Here is a 15,635-nt window from a genome sequence, read left to right as displayed (position 1 = left end):
GCCCACCGCACGCCGAGCCCGACACCACCGGCCACCAGCACGGCGACCAGCGCCGTCGCGCCCGCGCCGACGAGCCGGCGGCGTCGGCGCAGCCGCCGGCCGTCGCGCATGATCACGGTCAGGTCGAAATCCTCGTGGTACGGCCGTTCGGTCGCCCGCATCGCCCGGCGGAACTGCTCCAGCTCGGTCATCGGCCGGTCCCCTGGGTCGCCGGGGTCCCGGTGGCCCGCAGCTTCTGCAACGCCCGGGAACCGGTGCTCTTCACCGTGCCGAGCGATACCCCCAGTTCGCGGGCCACCTGCGCCTCCGGTAGGTCGAAGTAGTAGCGGAGCACGACGATGGCGCGCTCGCGGGCACTGAGCGCGCCGAGGATGTCGAGCAGCCAGCGGCGGGTGGCCACGTCGTCGGCGACGTCGCCGCGCCGCTGCTCGGGCAAGTCGTCGGTGGGGTACTCCCGGATCGGCCGCCGCCACCCGTCGACGAGGTGGTTGACCAGCACCGTGCGGGCGTACCCGTAGGCGTCCTCGTCGCGGACCCGGGACCAGGACGCGTACGTGCGGACCAGGGCGGTCTGCGCGGCGTCCTCGGCCTGGTGGTGGTTGCCGGTCATCAGGAACGCGGCGTGTCGGAGCCGCCCGGAGGCGGACCGGGCGAACTCGACGAACTCGGCGTCACCCCGGGCCATGCCCACTCTTCCCGTTTGCCACGCCGGACAGGACGGGCGGGGGCACCGAAAGGTTGAGTCCGGATGGGATCAACTGTTCCGGCGGGCCGCCCGTCCTTCCCGCTGCCCGACGCCGCCCGGCGGCGGGCGGAGGAGGCACCATGGCGACGAAGGGTAGCCCCCGCCGTGGCGGCGGCCCGCGTGCACGGTCGGTGACGGCGCTGCTGACGGCGGCCTGGCTGACCGGCTGCGGGCTGCCGGCGGCGGGGCGACCTGCGACGACGTCACCCTCCCCGGCCAGTTCGGCGGCGGTGCCCGACCGGTTGGGCGAGCCGGGACGGCCGGCCGGGTCCGTCCGACCGGGCGGCGGATCGGCCGCGGTGACGCCCGGCCGGTCCGGGCCCGCCCCGGTCAGCTACCCGAGGGACGGGGCCAACCGCTGGCAGGTGGCGCCCGGTGAACAGGCGGCCCCGCAGGGCCCCGGCCGGTTGCTGCGGTACCGGGTGGCGGTGGAACGTGACATCCGGGGGCTGCCGGTGGCGGAGTTCGCGGCCGAGGTCAGCGCGACGTTGACCGCCCCGCAGGGGTGGACCACGGGCGGGACGCTGCGGCTGTGGCGGGTCGGTCCCGGCGGGCCGGCCGACTTCACCGTCCACCTGGCCACCCCGGGCACCCGTGACGAACTGTGCGGGGACGCGGCGGACGGCTACACCTCGTGCCGCAACGGCGACCGGGTGGTGATCAACGTGGCCCGTTGGGTGAAGGGCGTTCCGGGGTACGGCGCGGACCTGGCCGTCTACCGGCGGTACGTGGTCAACCACGAGGTCGGGCACCGGCTCGGCCACGGCCACGAGCGGTGCCCGGGGCGGGGCCGGCCGGCACCGGTGATGCAGCAGCAGACGTTGGGCCTGCACGGGTGCACCGCCAACGCCTCGCCGTACCGGGACGGCAGGCGCTATTCGGGGCCGTCCGGCACCTACGTCGACCGGGTCCCCCCGCCCGAGCCGGGCCACCGGGGCTGACGGCCGCCGGACCGGGGCCGGGCCGGCCGGCCCCGGGGGTTCGACGGGCCCGGGGCTGCGGCGGGCCCCGGGGGCGCCGGAGCGAGGGCTGAGCGGCCGGACCGGCCCGGGGCGGCGGGGGCTGCGTACCATGCGGGACCGGGCATCCCCTCGTCCGGTGGAGGTAGCGACGGATGGCAGGCCAGCAGGACGGATACGCCCTCGGCGTCGACCTGGGCACGTCCAACACGGTGGCCGTGCTGCGCTGGCCGGACGGGCGGACCCGACCGCTGCTCGTCGACGGGCAGCCGATCCTCCCCTCCGGGGTCTACGCCGACACCGAGGGCCGGTTGCACGTCGGCCGGGACGCCCAGCGGCTCGCCCAGGCGGACCCGACCCGGTACGAGCCGAACCCGAAACGCCGGGTGGACGAGCCGACGGTCCTGCTCGGTGACCGGTCGTACGCCCCGGCGGAGCTGCTCGCCGCGACCCTGTGGGCGGTCGCCGAGCAGGCGGTGGCGACGGTGGGGTTCCTGCCCCCGGCGGTGCTCACCTATCCCGCCGCCTGGGAGGCCCCCCGGCGGCAGGTGCTGCACGACGCGTTGGCGCTGGCCGGGTGGCCGTCGGCCGCCGAGCACACCATGTCCGGGCCGGTGCCGGTGGGCACCCGGCTGCTGCGGGAACCGGTGGCGGCGGCCCGCTACTACACGGAGGTGCTGCGGCGGCCGGTGCCGGTGGGTGAGTCGGTCGCGGTGTTCGACTTCGGCGGCGGCACCCTGGACGTGGCGGTCGTCCGTAACGAGGGCGCCGACCCGTGGGGCGACTCGGGTTTCACGGTGATCGCCACCGGCGGGATGGCCGACCTCGGCGGGCTGGACCTCGACGCGGCCCTGCTCGCCCGGGTCGGTGAGCTGGTCGGCGACGGGCAGGCGGCGCTGTGGGCCCGGCTGACCCGACCGGAGACGACCGGGCAGTGGCGGGACCGGCAGCAGCTCTGGGACAACGTCCGTGGGGCGAAGGAGATGCTGTCCCGGGTCGCCGTGGCCCCGGTCGCGGTGCCCGGCCTGGAGACCGCCGTCCCGCTCACCCGCGCGGAGCTGGAGCAGCTCGCCACTCCCCTGCTGACCCGGGCGGTCGCCCGGACCCGGGAGGTGGTCGCCGAGGCGGGTCTGACCCCGGACCGGCTGGCCGGGCTGTTCCTCGTCGGGGGTTCGTCCCGGGTGCCGCTGGTGGCCCGGCTGCTGCACGCCGAGCTGGGGGTCGCGCCGACCGTGCTGGAGCAGCCCGAGCTGCCGGTGGCCGAGGGGGCGCTCACCGATCTGCCGCTGCCCCGGCCGGGCCGGCGTCCCGGGCCGGCCGGCGCGGTGGCGCCCGCCCCGGTGCCGTCGCCCGCCCCGGCACCGCCGTCGCCCGCTCCGACGCACGATGCCGCGCCGGGGGTACCCGACGCCGCGTCCACCCCGGTCGGGTCCGGTGCCGGCCCATCCGCCGGCACGGCCACCCTGCCGGCGGGCGCAGCGACGGCCGGCGGCACCGGCCACACCCTCCTGCCGGGACCGAGCGCCACCCTGCCGGCGGGAGCGGGCGCGACGCCGGTGGCCGGGTCGGGCGCTCCGTTTGGTGGGACGCCGGTAGCCGGATCAGGCGGAACGACAGTGCCGACCCTGGGCGGGATGCCGCCGGGCGGGACCGTGCCGGGTGGCGTACCGGCCCAGGGGTATCCGGCGGGCTGGCCGGGCGTACCACCGGGGGCGGTGCCGCCGGGGACCGGTGCCGGCCCCGCGACGCCGGTGCGGCGCGGGCGTCGCCGGCTGCGGGTCGGGCTCGGTGCGGGGCTGGCGCTGCTCGGCGTGCTCGGCGCGGCGGCGCTCTGGTTCACCCGGGACCGCTACCCGGCGTTGGAGTTCCACACCCTCACCGAGGTGGCCCGGCCCGCCGCCGTCGAGGACCGCCCGACGGCGATGTTCACCGCCGTGTTCGGTGACCGCGCCTACCTGGCCTACCAGCTTCCCGACGACCGGCTGACCGTGGTGGCGGTCGACGCCGGCACCGGGAAGGTGGCGTGGCGGACCACCGTCGCGGCCGGCAGCGGACGGTGGGCCGGGGTCCGGGCGGTGCCGGGGGCGGTGCTGGCCGTCGCGGACGCGGCCGGCGACAGCACCCCCCGCGACGTGGTGGTGCTCGACGCCGGGGACGGTAAGGAACGGTGGCGGTTGCCGGTGCACGGCGACGACGCGGTGCACGTCACCGGGGAGAAGCTGGTCTGGGTGGACCGCGCCGGCAGCCGCCTGGTCGGGCTGCGGCTGCGCGACGGCCGGCAGGACTGGACCCTGGACAACCCCCGCAGCGAGTACGGCGACACCCGTACCACGGTGCTGCGGGTGGGCACCGCGCAGAGCGTGGCCGGTCCCGCCGGGTTCGACGGCACGTCCGACGCCCCCTGGCTCGGCGACGCCGACCGGCTGGTGCAGGTGGGGGCCGACCGGTCGGTGCGGGTGCTCGACATGGACAGCGGCAAGGTGGTGCGTCGCCGCGACGGGGTCGCCGACGTCAGCGACCGGATGGTCGCGTCCGGGGACCGGTTGTACGTGGTGGCGGAGGACCGGGGATACAAGCTGCTCGGTTACGACCTGGGCAGCTTCGCCGAGCCGACGGTGCTCTACAGCGCGGGTGAGCAGCGGCGGGTCACCGGGCTGGTGGCCTGCGGCGGGCACCGGGCCTGCCTGCTGGAGGTGCCGGAGGCCGACACCGACCGGACGGAGGTGGTCGCCGCCACCGAGGGCAAGGGCAGTCGCCGCTGGGCGGCGCCGGGCGGCGTCGACCTGGTGCCGGTGGGTGAGCACCTGCTCGTCCGGCGGGAGTCGCCGAAGACCACGGTGAGTCTGTTCGACCCGGCCGGGAAGGCGGTGCTGACCGACCGCAAGGGCACGGCGGTCCGGGTCGACGCCGGCAACCTGCTGGTCTTCGCCGAGACGCCGAGCAGCGTCGAGGACGACCGGAGCCTGGCCGGGGTGTCGAAGTCCGGCGGGCTGACCGAGATGGGGCAACTCCAGGGCGTCCGCAGCGAGTCGTGCGCGTGGAACACGTCGGTGATCGTCTGCGGGGCGGAGCGGGACTTCGTGCTGTACCGGTTCGCCGGGGACGGCTGAGTGGCCGGACACCACTGCGCCACCGGCTGCCACGGGGGCGGTCGGTGGCGCAGCGGCCCGGGGGGCGGTCGGTGGGTCAGCCGCCGAGGCTGGCCGCGGCCGAGGCGATCGACGCGGCGAACGTGCTGACCTGGGTGTAGACGCCGGGGGCGTTGGGCCGGGCGCAGCCGTCGCCCCAGCTCACGATGCCGACCTGGATCCAGGCGTTGGCGGCGTCGCGGCGGAACATCGGGCCGCCGGAGTCACCCTGGCAGGTGTCGGTGCCACCGCTGGCGTAGCCGGCGCAGATCTCCTCGGCGGCGATCAGGTCGCCGGGGTACGAGGACGAGCAGCTGGCGTCGCTGACGAACGGCACGGTGGCCTTGAGCAGGTACCGCTGCTGCGCACCACCCTCCCGGGCGGCACCCCAGCCGGCGACGGTGAAGGTGCCGTTGTCGTACGCGGTGGTGGTGGCGATGGGCAGGGTGGCCTGCGAGGTGACCGGGGTGGCGAGCCGGATGAGCGCCCAGTCCTTGCCGCTGCCGTTGTAGCCGGGGGCCTGGTAGACGTAGTTGGACTTGACCTGGATGCGGCTGCTCGACTGGAGGTCGACCGCGCCGAGGGTCGCGGTGATGCTGGTGTTCGTGCCGGTGCGGTTCACGCAGTGGGCGGCGGTGAGCACCAACCGGGGGCTGTAGAGCGCCCCGCCGCAGCCCATGGAGAGCCGGACCATGAACGGGAACTCGCCCTGCGCCGCCCGGGTGCCGCCGACGACGGACGGGGCCGCGTCGGGGGTGGGCGCGGCGGTGGCCGGGGCGGTCAGGACGAGCGACCCGGCGGTGATCGCCACCATCGTGGCGGCCATCCGGCCGATGAGACTGCGCCAACGGTTCACAGGGCCTCCAACCCTCGGCGGCGCGCCTGGTGGGGGCGCCGGTTCGATGGCGGGAGCCTAGATCGGTCAATTGATGTGCATCAACATCCTGTTGGGGTCATACGATCGCGGCCGGGCGGCCCGGCGCGGCGCGGCGCGCGGGATCACCCGGCCGGGCGGGGATGAAGCCGGGGCGGCGGGGTATGCCAGCGCCCGGCCTGGAGGAGTGTCGACCGGTGTCGCGGGGCAACCCCGCGACCGGACGCGGGCGGACCGGGTCACCCCCGGCCCGCCCGCCGTACCGGACGGCGGGTGGCTCAGTTGCCGGTGACGAAGTTCCAGGCGTCCATCACCCACTGGGTCTGCTGGAGGTAGGCGATGCCCACCCCGGCCAGGAAGACCCCGGTCACCAGGTGCGCGCCCCGGGCGCTGCGGCGTACCCGGCCGAGCTGGCGTTCCAGGATCACCCGGCCCAGCAGCCGGGACAGCGCGAACAGGCCGGCCGCCACCAGCAGGCTGAGCAGGAAGGTCAGCAGCGGGGCGCCCAGGTCGCCCCGGCCGGAGATGGCCCAGATGCCCCAGCAGACGAAAGCGAAGAGGGCACCGGCCGCGCTCCACTCGCCACCCCGGCGCAGCTGCTCCACGTGCCAGCTCATCGGCCGGCGCGGCGCGGCTGGCTCGGACCAGCCGGACTGGTCGTGCTCGACCACCGGGAACGGCTCGGTGCGCGGAGCCCGGGACTGCCCCACCGAGGCGACGCCCCGGCGGAACGGTTCCCGCTGCGGCGGCACCCCGACACCGGGCTGGGGCGGCACCTCGACGGTCCGCTCGGCCCACGGCTGTGTCTGGTCTGCCATCTTGTTTCCTCCCCATGACCGGTGCCGGCCGTCGACCGGTCCACCGTCTTCGAGGGTAGCGAGCGGACAAACTGCCGCGCCCGGCCCGGCCCGACGGGCACCGCCGGACGGTACGGTCGGGAGATGGTCGATGCGGAGCGGCGGCGACGCCGGCTACGGCACCAGCCGGAGCCGGCGGACGGGGGCGGTGAGCCGCCGACGGCGGCCACCGCCGAGGTGCACGACGGGGCCCCACCGCCACGGGCCCGGCGGGCCCCGGGCGGCGAGGACGGCGAGCGGGGCCTGCGCGGGCTGGTCGGCTCGGGCTCGTCGCAGGTCAGCGTGCGGGCCGCGCTACGGGCCCGGGACGCGGCCCGCCCCACCGAGCAGGACCTGGCCGAGGCCGAGGAACGCCTGGTGATCATCCGGCGGAACTGGGTGCCCCGGGAGGACCTGCCCCGCTCGGGCCGCTGACCGGGCCGGCCGGTGACCGGCCCGGGCGGGCGGCGGTCAGGACAGGTCGGCGGGGGCGGGCAGCTCGGGCAGCTCGCGGGTGCGCTCGTACTCGGCCACCTGGGCGATCCGGCGGGCGTGCCGCTCGTTGCCCGAGAACGGGGTGGTGAGGAACGCCTCGACGATGGCGGCGGCCTCGTCGAGGGTGTGCTGGCGGGCGCCGACGGCCACCACGTTGGCGTCGTTGTGTTGCCGGCCGAGCTGGGCGGTCTCGATGCTCCAGGCCAGCGCCGCCCGGACGCCGGCGACCTTGTTGGCGGCGATCTGCTCGCCGTTGCCGGAGCCGCCGATGACCACGCCCAGGCTGCCCGGGTCGGCCACCACCCGGTCGCCGGTATGCAGGCAGAAGGTCGGGTAGTCGTCGTCGGGGTCGAAGGCGTGCGGGCCCACGTCGACCAGCTCGTAGCCCTGCTTGGCCAGGTGGTTGGCCAGGTGCACCTTCAACTCGAAACCGGCGTGATCGGATCCCAGGTAGACGCGCATACCGGGCAGTCTGTCAGGGCCGCGCCCCGGCCCGCCGTGGGGGCGGCGTGCCGGGGCGGATTCGTCACAGGATTTCAGCGGGGCAGCTCGGCGACGACCAGGCCGCCGCGTGCCTTCGGGGTGAACCAGGTGCTCTTGCGGGGCATCTTCTCCCGGGCCAGGTTCACCGCGACGAAGTCGTCCACGGTCACCGGGGCGATCAGGACGGCGAGCTCCGCCCGGCCGGCGTCGACCTCACCGGTGAGCCAGCTCGCCGGGTAGTCGCCGCCGACGTAGGTGATCCGCTTGTCGCCCGGGTCGAGGCCGAGCGCGTCGCGCAGCAGCAGCCGCTCCACCAGGGCGTGGTCGAGGTTCTCCAGCCGGGCGGCGTCCGCGTCGTGCGGCAGGGTCACCGCGTACCCCTGGCCGGCGAGCCGGAGGTGCACGGTGCCGCCGGCCGCCGGGACCTCGACCGGGCCGTCGACCGGGCTGATCCGCGCGCCGGCGGCGCGCAGCCGGTCGAGCAGCTCGTCGGGGGTGCAGGGCAGCTCGCTGACCAACCGGTTGTAGGGCTGGATGGCGACCGACGCCGGGGTGGTGACCACCGCGAGGAAGCGCGGGAAGCCGCCGGTCTGCGCGGCCAGGCTGCGGTGGTTGCCGTCGGCGACCACCAGTTCGCCGCCGCCGGCCAGCGCGGTCAGCGCGTCCTGCTCGGGGCCGGGGCCGAGCAGCCAGATGGCGTGCGTGCGGCCGGCCTGGTCGGTGTCGGTGGCGGCCGGCGCGCCCGCCGCGTCGGTCGCCGTGGCGAGGGCGGCGTGCAGCTCGTCCCCGCGCCCGGTCTGGAGCAGGAGTACGGGTGAGAGCAGGTGACCGAGCGCCTCGGCCAGGGCGACCCGTTCCCGCACCTTGGCGATGAAGACGTCCTCGTTGCGGATCACCAGGCCGGGCTCGTCGGCGCTGGTGGAGATCTGGTCGGTGTCGACCATGGCGAACAGCCCGTACGCCGACTCCTCGCCCGGCGCGCTGATCCGGTAGAGGACCACCACCTGCTCGGCGGGGGTGTAGCTGCCGTCGGCCTTGGCCTCGGTGAGCCGGGCCACCGCGTCGCCGAGCGCGTCGGAGAAGGACTTCCCCAGGCTCTCCGGCGCCCGGTGGGGCATCTCGATGCCGAGGGCACTGTGCGGGTTCGCCTCGATGATCGCGGTGATCTCCGCGTCGTCGGCGAACTCGTCGTAGTTCTGCGCGCCGGTGCCGCCAGTGGTGATCCAGGCCCGGGCGATCGGATGCACGACCGTCATGGGGGTTGACGCTACCGGCGACGGCCCTGCGCACGACGCCGACCCCGAGCCGGGTCCACCAGATGAACCGTTCCCGGCGGGGCCCGATCGGGCCGGGCCCCGCCGGTGCCGGGATCAGTCGAAGATCGGGCCCAGCTCGCGGGACCGCTTCAGCTCGTAGAAGCCGGGGGTGCCGGCGACCAGCAGGACGCCGTCCCAGAGCCGGCCGGCGGCCTCGCCCTTGGGCGACGGGGTGATGACCGGGCCGAAGAAGGCGATCTTCTCGCCGTCCGGGCCGGGGGCGTGCACCACCGGGGTGCCGACGTCGGTGCCGACCGGCCGCATCCCGGCCTCGTGGCTGGCCCGCAGCGCCTCGTCGTACTCGGTGGATTCGGCGGCGTCGGCGAACGACGGGTCCAGCCCGACGTCGGCCAGCGCCGCGGTGATCATCTCCCGGCCCAGCGACTCCTTGCCGAGGTGGATACGGGTGCCCATGGCGGTGTAGAGCTTCGCCAGCGTGGCGCCCCCGTGCGCCTGCTCCACGGCGATGCAGACCCGTACCGGCCCCCAGCCCAGCTTCATCATCTCCTGGTACTGCTCGGGCAGCTCCCGGCCCTCGTTGAGGACGGAGAGACTCATCACGTGGTAGCTGATGTCCACCTCCCGGACCTGCTCGACCTCCAGGAGCCAACGGGAGGTGATCCAGGCCCACGGGCACAGCGGGTCGAACCACATGTCGACGGCGACACGTTCGGTCACGGTGGAATCCCTTCGTGACGTCAGGCACGCCGGCGGACCCGGCGCGGTTACCCGTCGATCCTCACCCCGAACGGCATCGATCGGTAGCGGAATGAGAGCGTGACGTCGACCACCGCAGGGTCGGTGCATGGAAGACTCGGCTCGGGTCGCCGCCACGAGCGGCCGGCAGGGGCTGGCGCAGCCGGATGGCGGCGAGAGTGGGATGGAGACGAAAGTGCCAGGAGTGCGCAACCTGACCCAGGTCGAGGCCACCGAGCGGGCCCGCCTGCTGGAGGTCACCGGGTACGACATCAACCTCGACCTGTCAACCGCGGTGCAGGCCGAGGGCCGCACGTTCCGGTCGGTGACCGAGGTCAGGTTCCGCTGTGCCGAACCCGGGGCCGGCACCTTCATCGAGACGGCCGCCGAGTCGGTGCGCGCGGCGACGCTCAACGGCGCGCCGGTGGACCTCGCCGGCTGGTCGGCCGAGAAGGGGCTGGCGCTGACCGGGCTGGCCGCCGAGAACGTGCTCGTGGTGGACGCCGACTTCGGCTACTCCAACAGCGGGCAGGGCCTGCACCGCACCGTCGACCCGGTCGACGGGGAGACGTACCTCTACAGCCAGTTCGAGACGGCGGACGCGCAGAAGGTCTTCGCCTGCTTCGACCAGCCCGACCTGAAGAGCGTCTACACCTGGCACGCCACCGTCCCGGCGCACTGGCGGGTGGTGTCCAACATGCCCGTCGAGCGGGAGGAACCGGCCGGCGAGGGGCTCAAGACCGTCCACTTCACCACCTCGGCGCGGATGAGCACCTACATCACCGCGCTGTGCGCCGGGCCGTACCACGAGGTGCGGGACAGTCACGACGGCATCGACCTGGGCGTCTTCTGCCGGGCGTCGATGGCCCCCCACCTGGACGCCGACGACCTGTTCCTGATCACCAAGCAGGGCTTCGACTTCTTCCACGAGCAGTTCGGGGTGCGCTACCCGCTGCCCAAGTACGACCAGCTCTGGGTCCCCGACTTCAACGCCGGCGCGATGGAGAACTTCGGCTGCGTCACCCACGCCGAGTCGCACTACCTGTTCCGCTCACAGGTCACCGACTTCGAGTACGAGCAGCGGGCCAACACGATCCTGCACGAGCTGGCCCACATGTGGTTCGGCGACCTGGTCACCATGCGCTGGTGGAACGACCTGTGGCTCAACGAGTCGTTCGCCGAGTGGGCGAGCCACTGGTGCAACACCCACGCCACCCGGTTCTCCGAGGCGTGGACGACGTTCCTGTCGATCCGCAAGAACTGGGGCTACCGGCAGGACCAGCTCTCCTCCACCCACCCGGTCTACTGCGAGATGCCGGACCTGGAGGCGGTCGAGGTCAACTTCGACGGCATCACGTACGCCAAGGGCGCCAGCGTGCTCAAGCAGCTCGTGGCGTACGTCGGTGAGGAGCCGTTCCTGGCCGGGCTGCGGGCGTACTTCGGCAAGCACGCGTGGGGCAACGCCACCTTCGACGACCTGCTGTCGGAGCTGGAGACGGCCTCCGGCCGGGAGCTGCGCAAGTTCGCCGCCCAGTGGCTGGAGACCGCCCAGGTCAACACCCTGCGCCCCGAGGTCACCATCGGTGCCGACGGCGGCTACGAGCGGGTGCTGGTCCGGCAGGAGGCCCCGGCCGGACACCCGACGCTGCGCACCCACCGGATCGGCGTCGGCCTGTACGACCTGACCGACGGCCGGCTGCTCCGCCGGGAGCGGGTCGAGGTGGACGTGACCGGCGAGGTGACCGAGCTGTCGGTGCTGCACGGCCGGCCGGCCGCCGACGTGCTGCTGCTCAACGACGACGACCTGACCTACACCAAGCTACGGCTCGACGAGCGCTCGATGGCGACCGTGGTGCAGCACATCGCCGGCTTCGACTCGTCGCTGGCCCGCGCGCTGTGCTGGACGGCCGCCTGGGACATGGTCCGCGACGCCGAACTGTCCGCCCGCGACTACGTGGCGCTGGTGCTGGCCGGGCTGCCCGCCGAGACCGACATCAACCTGGTCACCGCCACCCTGCGGCAGGCCAGCACCGCGCTGATCTTCTACGCCGACCCGGCGTGGGCGCCGACCGGCTGGGCCGGGCTGTCCCGGGCCGCGAAGGACGCGCTGGCGGCGGCCGAGCCGGGCAGCGGCTTCCAGCTCGCCTGGGCCCGGGCGTACGCCTCGTCGGCCCGCGCCGACGAGGACCTGGCGACGCTGCGCGGGTGGCTGGCCGGCACCGACGTGCCGGCGGGCCTGACCATCGACACCGAGCTGCGGTGGACGGTGTTGCAGTCGCTGGTGGCCAAGGGGGCGGCCGGTGCCGCCGAGATCGAGGCGGAGCTGGCCGGCGACCGGACGGCCTCCGGCGAGCGGGAGGCCGCCTACGCGCACGCGCTGGTGCCGACGGCGGAGAACAAGGCGACGGTGTGGTCCCTGCTGACCGGCCCGGACGCGCTGCCGAACTGGCGTAACCGGGCGCTGTTGCAGGGCCTGACCCACCCGACGCAGGTCGCGCTCACCGCGCCCTACCGGGAGCGGTACTTCGCCACGGTGGCGCAGGTGTGGGCGCAGCGCGACAGCGAGCCGGCGCAGGAGTTCGTGCAGCTGGCGTACCCCGCGTACCTGGTCGAGGAGGAGACGGTGGCGGCCACCGACGCGTGGCTGGCCGGCGACGGGCACCCGGCGTCGCTGCGCCGCCTGGTGGCCGAGGGGCGCGACGGGGTGGTCCGGGCGCTGAAGGCCCGCGCGCGGGACGCCCACAGCAGCTGACAGCCGAGATGGCACGGCCCGGGGCCGGCGCGGGTGCGAGCCCGCGCCGGCCCCGGGCCGTTGTCGTGCCCCGGCCGGGTGCCCCCGGGACCGGATGTGGGCCGACCCGTCGGACGTCGCTCTGGTCGTCGAGCCGGACGAGCCGGTACCGGTCGACGAGCCGTGGCCGATCCGACTCGGTCCCCGTGACTGGCCCCGCTGACCGGCGGCCGGCCGGTCCGGCACCGACGGGTGTGGTGGACGCGACGGAGCCCGGTCCGCGTGGTGCGGGCCGGGCTCCGGATCGGTCGGGACGTACGGGGTGGGGCTCAGGCCCGGCCGGCGTGGCTGGCGAGCTGGTCGAGGCCCTGGATGATGCCGCCGGCCAGATCCCCGCCGCCGAAGGACGCCACCATGGACAGCGCGGCCAGCTTGACGTACGTGTCGGGGATGCGCTTGCGGGCGTACCGGCCGGTGACGACCTCCAGCTGGCGCTGGTTGGGCGACACGGCGATCAGCACCGACCTGTCCGGCTCGGCGAGCTGGCGGTGCAGCCGCTCGGCGTGCTCCCGGACCGGCTCGTCGAGGCCGCCGACGTAGACCGAGAAGACCAGGCCGCTGCCCTGGTCGGCCAGGCGCAGCGCCTCGTCGATGCGCAGCAGTTGCCGGGTCGAGAACGGCCCGTCCAGCACCTCGGGCGGGGTGCCCGTACCGGCCTGGTCGACCTGCTCACCAACGGTCACTTGCGCCTCCGGTTCCACCGGCCGGCGCCTCGATGCCGGCCTGCTGCTGCTTGTGGCTGGTCAGCGCCGGCGCCTGGGCACCGGCGGCCAGGGCGGTGCCGGCCGAGTCGGCCAGCTGCTCCGGGCGGCCCAGGAACCAGACCGGCGTGAAGTCGAAGCGTCGGCCCGGCCGGTAGCGCTTGGCGCCGCCGCCGCTGCCGTGGTTGGCGGCGTAGACCAGCCCGACGATCACCAGCACCACCGCCGCCGGGATGCCGACGAAGATCAGCAACGTGTCAGTGACAGACAATCCCAACGCCCCCAGGCGGTAAGAGAGACCAGAGCTTCCGGGTCGGGTGGACGATCATGACACCGTGCTCCCGACTCCGCTGCCATTCACGTTAGCGGAGCCGACGCCCCGCGAGCCTGCGGGGTGCCGATCCCACCTGTCACTCCAGTGTTCCAGCGGCCCCGGGGCGGCGACGAGTCGGGTCACCCGGTCCCATCCTGCCGGTTCGGCACCCGATCGCGCCGGGACGACACGACCGGCACGGGTGTGGCGTCCGCCCCATATTCCGCTGACATGACCCGGCCGGGATTGCCGGTCTCGGTGCCGGGACCCGGAGGATGGCCCGTACCGATCGAACCTTTTCGATCGATTCCGGTCCACCCACCCGCAGGGAGCCCCCCGTGCAACCCGTGCCCGCCCTCCACCCCCACCCCGCCCGGTCCCGGTCCCGCCGACCCTGGCCCCGACTGGTCACCCGCCCGCTGCTCGCGCTCGCCCTGGTCGGTGGCAGCGCGGTCGCCGCACCCGGCGCGACCGCCGCGCCCGGCGACGGCCGGCCGGCCGCGGCGTCCGCCGCCAACCCGTACGAGCGGGGTCCCGCCCCGACGACGGCCAGCATCGAGGCCACCCGGGGCCCGTTCGCCATCGCCCAGAGCACCGTCGCGGCGTCCGCCGTGAGCGGGTTCCGGGGCGGCACCGTCTACTACCCGACCAGCACCGCCGAGGGCACCTTCGGCGCGGTCGCGATCTCCCCCGGCTACACCGCCAGCCAGTCCAGCGTCGCCTGGCTCGGCCCCCGGCTGGCCTCGCAGGGCTTCGTGGTCATCACCATCGACACCCTCTCCGTGTACGACCAGCCGGCCTCGCGGGGCACCCAACTGCTCGCCGCGTTGGACTACCTGACCGGCAGCAGCGCGGTGCGGACCCGGATCGACCGCAACCGGCTCGCGGTGATGGGGCACTCGATGGGCGGCGGCGGCAGCCTGTCGGCGGCGAACACCCGGCCCGCGTTGCAGGCCGCCATCCCGCTCACCGGCTGGCACACCGTCAAGAACTGGTCGTCGGTACGGGTTCCGACGCTGGTGATCGGCGCGGAGAACGACTCGACCGCCCCGGTGGCGTCGCACTCGGAGCCGTTCTACACCAGCCTGCCGGCGAGCCTGGACAAGGCGTACCTGGAGTTGAACGCGGCCGGCCACTCCGCGCCGACCTCGCCGAACGTCACCGTGGCGAAGTACAGCATCTCCTGGCTGAAGCGGTTCGTCGACGACGACACCCGCTACGAGCAGTTCCTCTGCCCGGCGCCCCGGGGCAGCGCGATCGAGGAGTACCGGGACACCTGCCCGCACTCCTGACCCCGCACCGGCCGGTCCCGGCGCCCCGCACGGCGGCGGGGCCGGCCACCCGTGGGGCCCGGCGGACCGCCGGCACGCCAGGTCACATCGCGGTGCGGGCCGACCACAGTTCGGGGAAGACCACCCGGGACATGCTGCGCTGCAACCAGGCCAGCCCGGCCGACCCGCCGCTGCCCACCTTGGCGCCCATGGTGCGCTGCACGGCCTTGACGTGGTTCCACCGCCAGTCGCCGAACTGCTCGGCCACGTCGGCCAGCGCGTCACCGAGCTGCCGCAGGTGGTTGTCCGGCCCGTCGTCGTCGTAGACCGCCACCCAGGCCGCCTCGACCCGGGGGTGCGGCAGGTGCTCGACGGCGACGTCCCGGTCGCGCAGCTCGGCGGGCAGTTCGTGCCCGTGCCGGCCGAGCAGGGCGATCACGTCGTCCCAGAGGCTCGGCTCGGCGAGCGCGGCGCGCAGGTCGTCGTACACCTGGGGTTGGCGGCGGAAGGGGCGGATCAGCGCCGGGTCGCGCAGCCCGAGCAGGAACTCCAGCTGGCGGTACATCGCGGACTGGAAGCCGGAGCCCTCGCCGAGCAGGTCGCGGAACCGGTTGAAGTCGGCCGGGGTCATCCAGCGCAGCCCGCGCCAGGCGGCGTTGAGCCCCTCCAGGTGCAGGGCGGCCCGGCGCAGCGGGGCGAGCGCCGCCCACACCCGGTCGGCCCGCAGGTCCCGCTGGGCCTGGCGCAGCTCGTGGCAGGTCAGCCCGAAGTACAGCTCCATGATCTGGCTGACCATCAGGAAGGACATCTCGCCCGGGTCGCTGCTCAGTGGCTGTTGGAGGGTGTGCAGGGTGCTGGCGTGCACGTACGCGTCGTAGGGCGTCCGGTCGGCGAACTCCAGGGTGGGCTCGCCGCCGTTGCGGGCGGCGCGGGCCCGGCGCTGCTGCGGGGTGGCCGGGCGCACCGCCGGGTTCGGGGTGTGCGCCCGCAGGTCCGTCTGTTCCACCGTCTCGCCTCCTCCGGTTCG

At 74.7% G+C, this 15,635-nt stretch carries 14 protein-coding genes and 1 pseudogene; 5 read left to right on the top strand and 10 right to left on the bottom strand.

The annotated features are described in order from the left end of the window. Together H1A17_RS23645 and H1A17_RS23640 are read right to left on the bottom strand one after the other, a co-directional pair. Positions 1-191, bottom strand: a pseudogene (locus H1A17_RS23645) (hypothetical protein); the annotation flags it as partial. Next, positions 188-685 carry a SigE family RNA polymerase sigma factor gene (locus tag H1A17_RS23640; protein WP_145921337.1) on the bottom strand — a complete coding sequence of 166 codons (498 nt, stop codon included), beginning with the start codon at positions 683-685 and terminating at the stop codon, positions 188-190. The pseudogene H1A17_RS23645 and the gene H1A17_RS23640, both read right to left, overlap by 4 nt. A 140-nt stretch (positions 686-825) precedes the next feature. Here H1A17_RS23640 and H1A17_RS23635 point away from each other — a divergent pair, with 140 nt between their 5' ends. Together H1A17_RS23635 and H1A17_RS23630 are read left to right on the top strand one after the other, a co-directional pair. Further along, the gene (locus H1A17_RS23635) at positions 826-1,686 is read left to right on the top strand and encodes a DUF3152 domain-containing protein (RefSeq protein WP_145921338.1); all 861 of its coding nucleotides are present in this window, start codon (positions 826-828) and stop codon (positions 1,684-1,686) included. Between the two features lie 173 nt (positions 1,687-1,859). Beyond that, positions 1,860-4,814 (top strand): Hsp70 family protein, encoded by a 2,955-nt coding sequence (locus H1A17_RS23630; protein ID WP_194822921.1) that lies wholly within the window; start codon positions 1,860-1,862, stop codon positions 4,812-4,814. A gap of 76 nt (positions 4,815-4,890) precedes the next feature. On the opposite strand, the gene H1A17_RS23625 is transcribed toward H1A17_RS23630, so the two are convergent. Both H1A17_RS23625 and H1A17_RS23620 read right to left on the bottom strand, forming a co-directional pair. Next, positions 4,891-5,688 carry a trypsin-like serine protease gene (locus tag H1A17_RS23625; RefSeq protein ID WP_145921340.1) on the bottom strand — a complete coding sequence of 266 codons (798 nt, stop codon included), beginning with the start codon at positions 5,686-5,688 and terminating at the stop codon, positions 4,891-4,893. 296 nt (positions 5,689-5,984) lie between these two features. After that, a complete protein-coding gene (locus H1A17_RS23620) occupies positions 5,985-6,524 on the bottom strand; it encodes a hypothetical protein (RefSeq protein ID WP_145921341.1) in 540 nt (179 codons plus the stop codon). A 123-nt stretch (positions 6,525-6,647) separates the two neighbouring features. Between H1A17_RS23620 and H1A17_RS23615 the strand changes: the two genes are divergently transcribed. Next, the gene (locus tag H1A17_RS23615) at positions 6,648-6,977 is read left to right on the top strand and encodes a hypothetical protein (RefSeq protein WP_145921342.1); all 330 of its coding nucleotides are present in this window, start codon (positions 6,648-6,650) and stop codon (positions 6,975-6,977) included. 36 nt (positions 6,978-7,013) lie between these two features. Here H1A17_RS23615 and H1A17_RS23610 read toward each other — a convergent pair whose 3' ends face one another. The 3 genes from H1A17_RS23610 to H1A17_RS23600 form a co-directional block, all read right to left on the bottom strand. Beyond that, a complete protein-coding gene (locus H1A17_RS23610) occupies positions 7,014-7,499 on the bottom strand; it encodes a ribose-5-phosphate isomerase (RefSeq protein ID WP_088647123.1) in 486 nt (161 codons plus the stop codon). Positions 7,500-7,573: 74 nt separating this feature from the next. After that, on the bottom strand, positions 7,574-8,776 hold the full coding sequence (locus H1A17_RS23605; protein WP_145921343.1) for a DUF1015 family protein: 1,203 nt from the start codon (positions 8,774-8,776) through the stop codon (positions 7,574-7,576). Positions 8,777-8,890: 114 nt separating this feature from the next. Continuing rightward, positions 8,891-9,514 (bottom strand): DsbA family protein, encoded by a 624-nt coding sequence (locus tag H1A17_RS23600; RefSeq protein WP_145921344.1) that lies wholly within the window; start codon positions 9,512-9,514, stop codon positions 8,891-8,893. Positions 9,515-9,737: 223 nt separating this feature from the next. On the opposite strand from H1A17_RS23600, the gene pepN reads away from it, so the two are divergent. After that, entirely contained in the window at positions 9,738-12,284 is a 2,547-nt protein-coding gene (gene pepN / locus H1A17_RS23595; RefSeq protein ID WP_145922998.1) for an aminopeptidase N, read from the top strand. A 308-nt stretch (positions 12,285-12,592) separates the two neighbouring features. On the opposite strand, the gene H1A17_RS23590 is transcribed toward pepN, so the two are convergent. Both H1A17_RS23590 and H1A17_RS23585 read right to left on the bottom strand, forming a co-directional pair. After that, positions 12,593-13,006 carry a DUF5130 family protein gene (locus tag H1A17_RS23590; protein ID WP_145921345.1) on the bottom strand — a complete coding sequence of 138 codons (414 nt, stop codon included), beginning with the start codon at positions 13,004-13,006 and terminating at the stop codon, positions 12,593-12,595. Further along, positions 12,993-13,277, bottom strand: a complete 285-nt coding sequence (locus tag H1A17_RS23585) for a hypothetical protein (protein ID WP_067310700.1) — start codon at positions 13,275-13,277, stop codon at positions 12,993-12,995. Before H1A17_RS23585 ends, H1A17_RS23590 begins: the two co-directional genes overlap by 14 nt. A 464-nt stretch (positions 13,278-13,741) precedes the next feature. On the opposite strand from H1A17_RS23585, the gene H1A17_RS23580 reads away from it, so the two are divergent. Then, positions 13,742-14,629: an alpha/beta hydrolase gene (locus H1A17_RS23580; protein WP_370517095.1), complete on the top strand. Its 888-nt coding sequence runs from the start codon at positions 13,742-13,744 to the stop codon at positions 14,627-14,629. A gap of 82 nt (positions 14,630-14,711) precedes the next feature. Here H1A17_RS23580 and H1A17_RS23575 read toward each other — a convergent pair whose 3' ends face one another. Then, positions 14,712-15,614: a tryptophan 2,3-dioxygenase gene (locus H1A17_RS23575; protein ID WP_145921347.1), complete on the bottom strand. Its 903-nt coding sequence runs from the start codon at positions 15,612-15,614 to the stop codon at positions 14,712-14,714. Positions 15,615-15,635 lie beyond the last annotated feature (21 nt).

This window comes from Micromonospora sp. S-DT3-3-22 (assembly GCF_015354745.1).
GTDB lineage: Bacteria > Actinomycetota > Actinomycetes > Mycobacteriales > Micromonosporaceae > Micromonospora > Micromonospora wenchangensis.
The sequence above is the reverse complement of the archived record's forward strand: the minus strand, read 5'-3'. Positions and strand labels throughout refer to the sequence as shown.

Coding starts and splice junctions, on each gene's coding strand:
- H1A17_RS23615 (WP_145921342.1), top strand. CDS start 6,648: ATGGTCGATGCGGAGCGGCGGCGACGCCGGCTACGGCACCAGCCGGAG.
- H1A17_RS23610 (WP_088647123.1), bottom strand. CDS start 7,499: ATGCGCGTCTACCTGGGATCCGATCACGCCGGTTTCGAGTTGAAGGTG.
- H1A17_RS23640 (WP_145921337.1), bottom strand. CDS start 685: ATGGCCCGGGGTGACGCCGAGTTCGTCGAGTTCGCCCGGTCCGCCTCC.
- H1A17_RS23620 (WP_145921341.1), bottom strand. CDS start 6,524: ATGGCAGACCAGACACAGCCGTGGGCCGAGCGGACCGTCGAGGTGCCG.
- H1A17_RS23635 (WP_145921338.1), top strand. CDS start 826: ATGGCGACGAAGGGTAGCCCCCGCCGTGGCGGCGGCCCGCGTGCACGG.
- H1A17_RS23630 (WP_194822921.1), top strand. CDS start 1,860: ATGGCAGGCCAGCAGGACGGATACGCCCTCGGCGTCGACCTGGGCACG.
- H1A17_RS23605 (WP_145921343.1), bottom strand. CDS start 8,776: ATGACGGTCGTGCATCCGATCGCCCGGGCCTGGATCACCACTGGCGGC.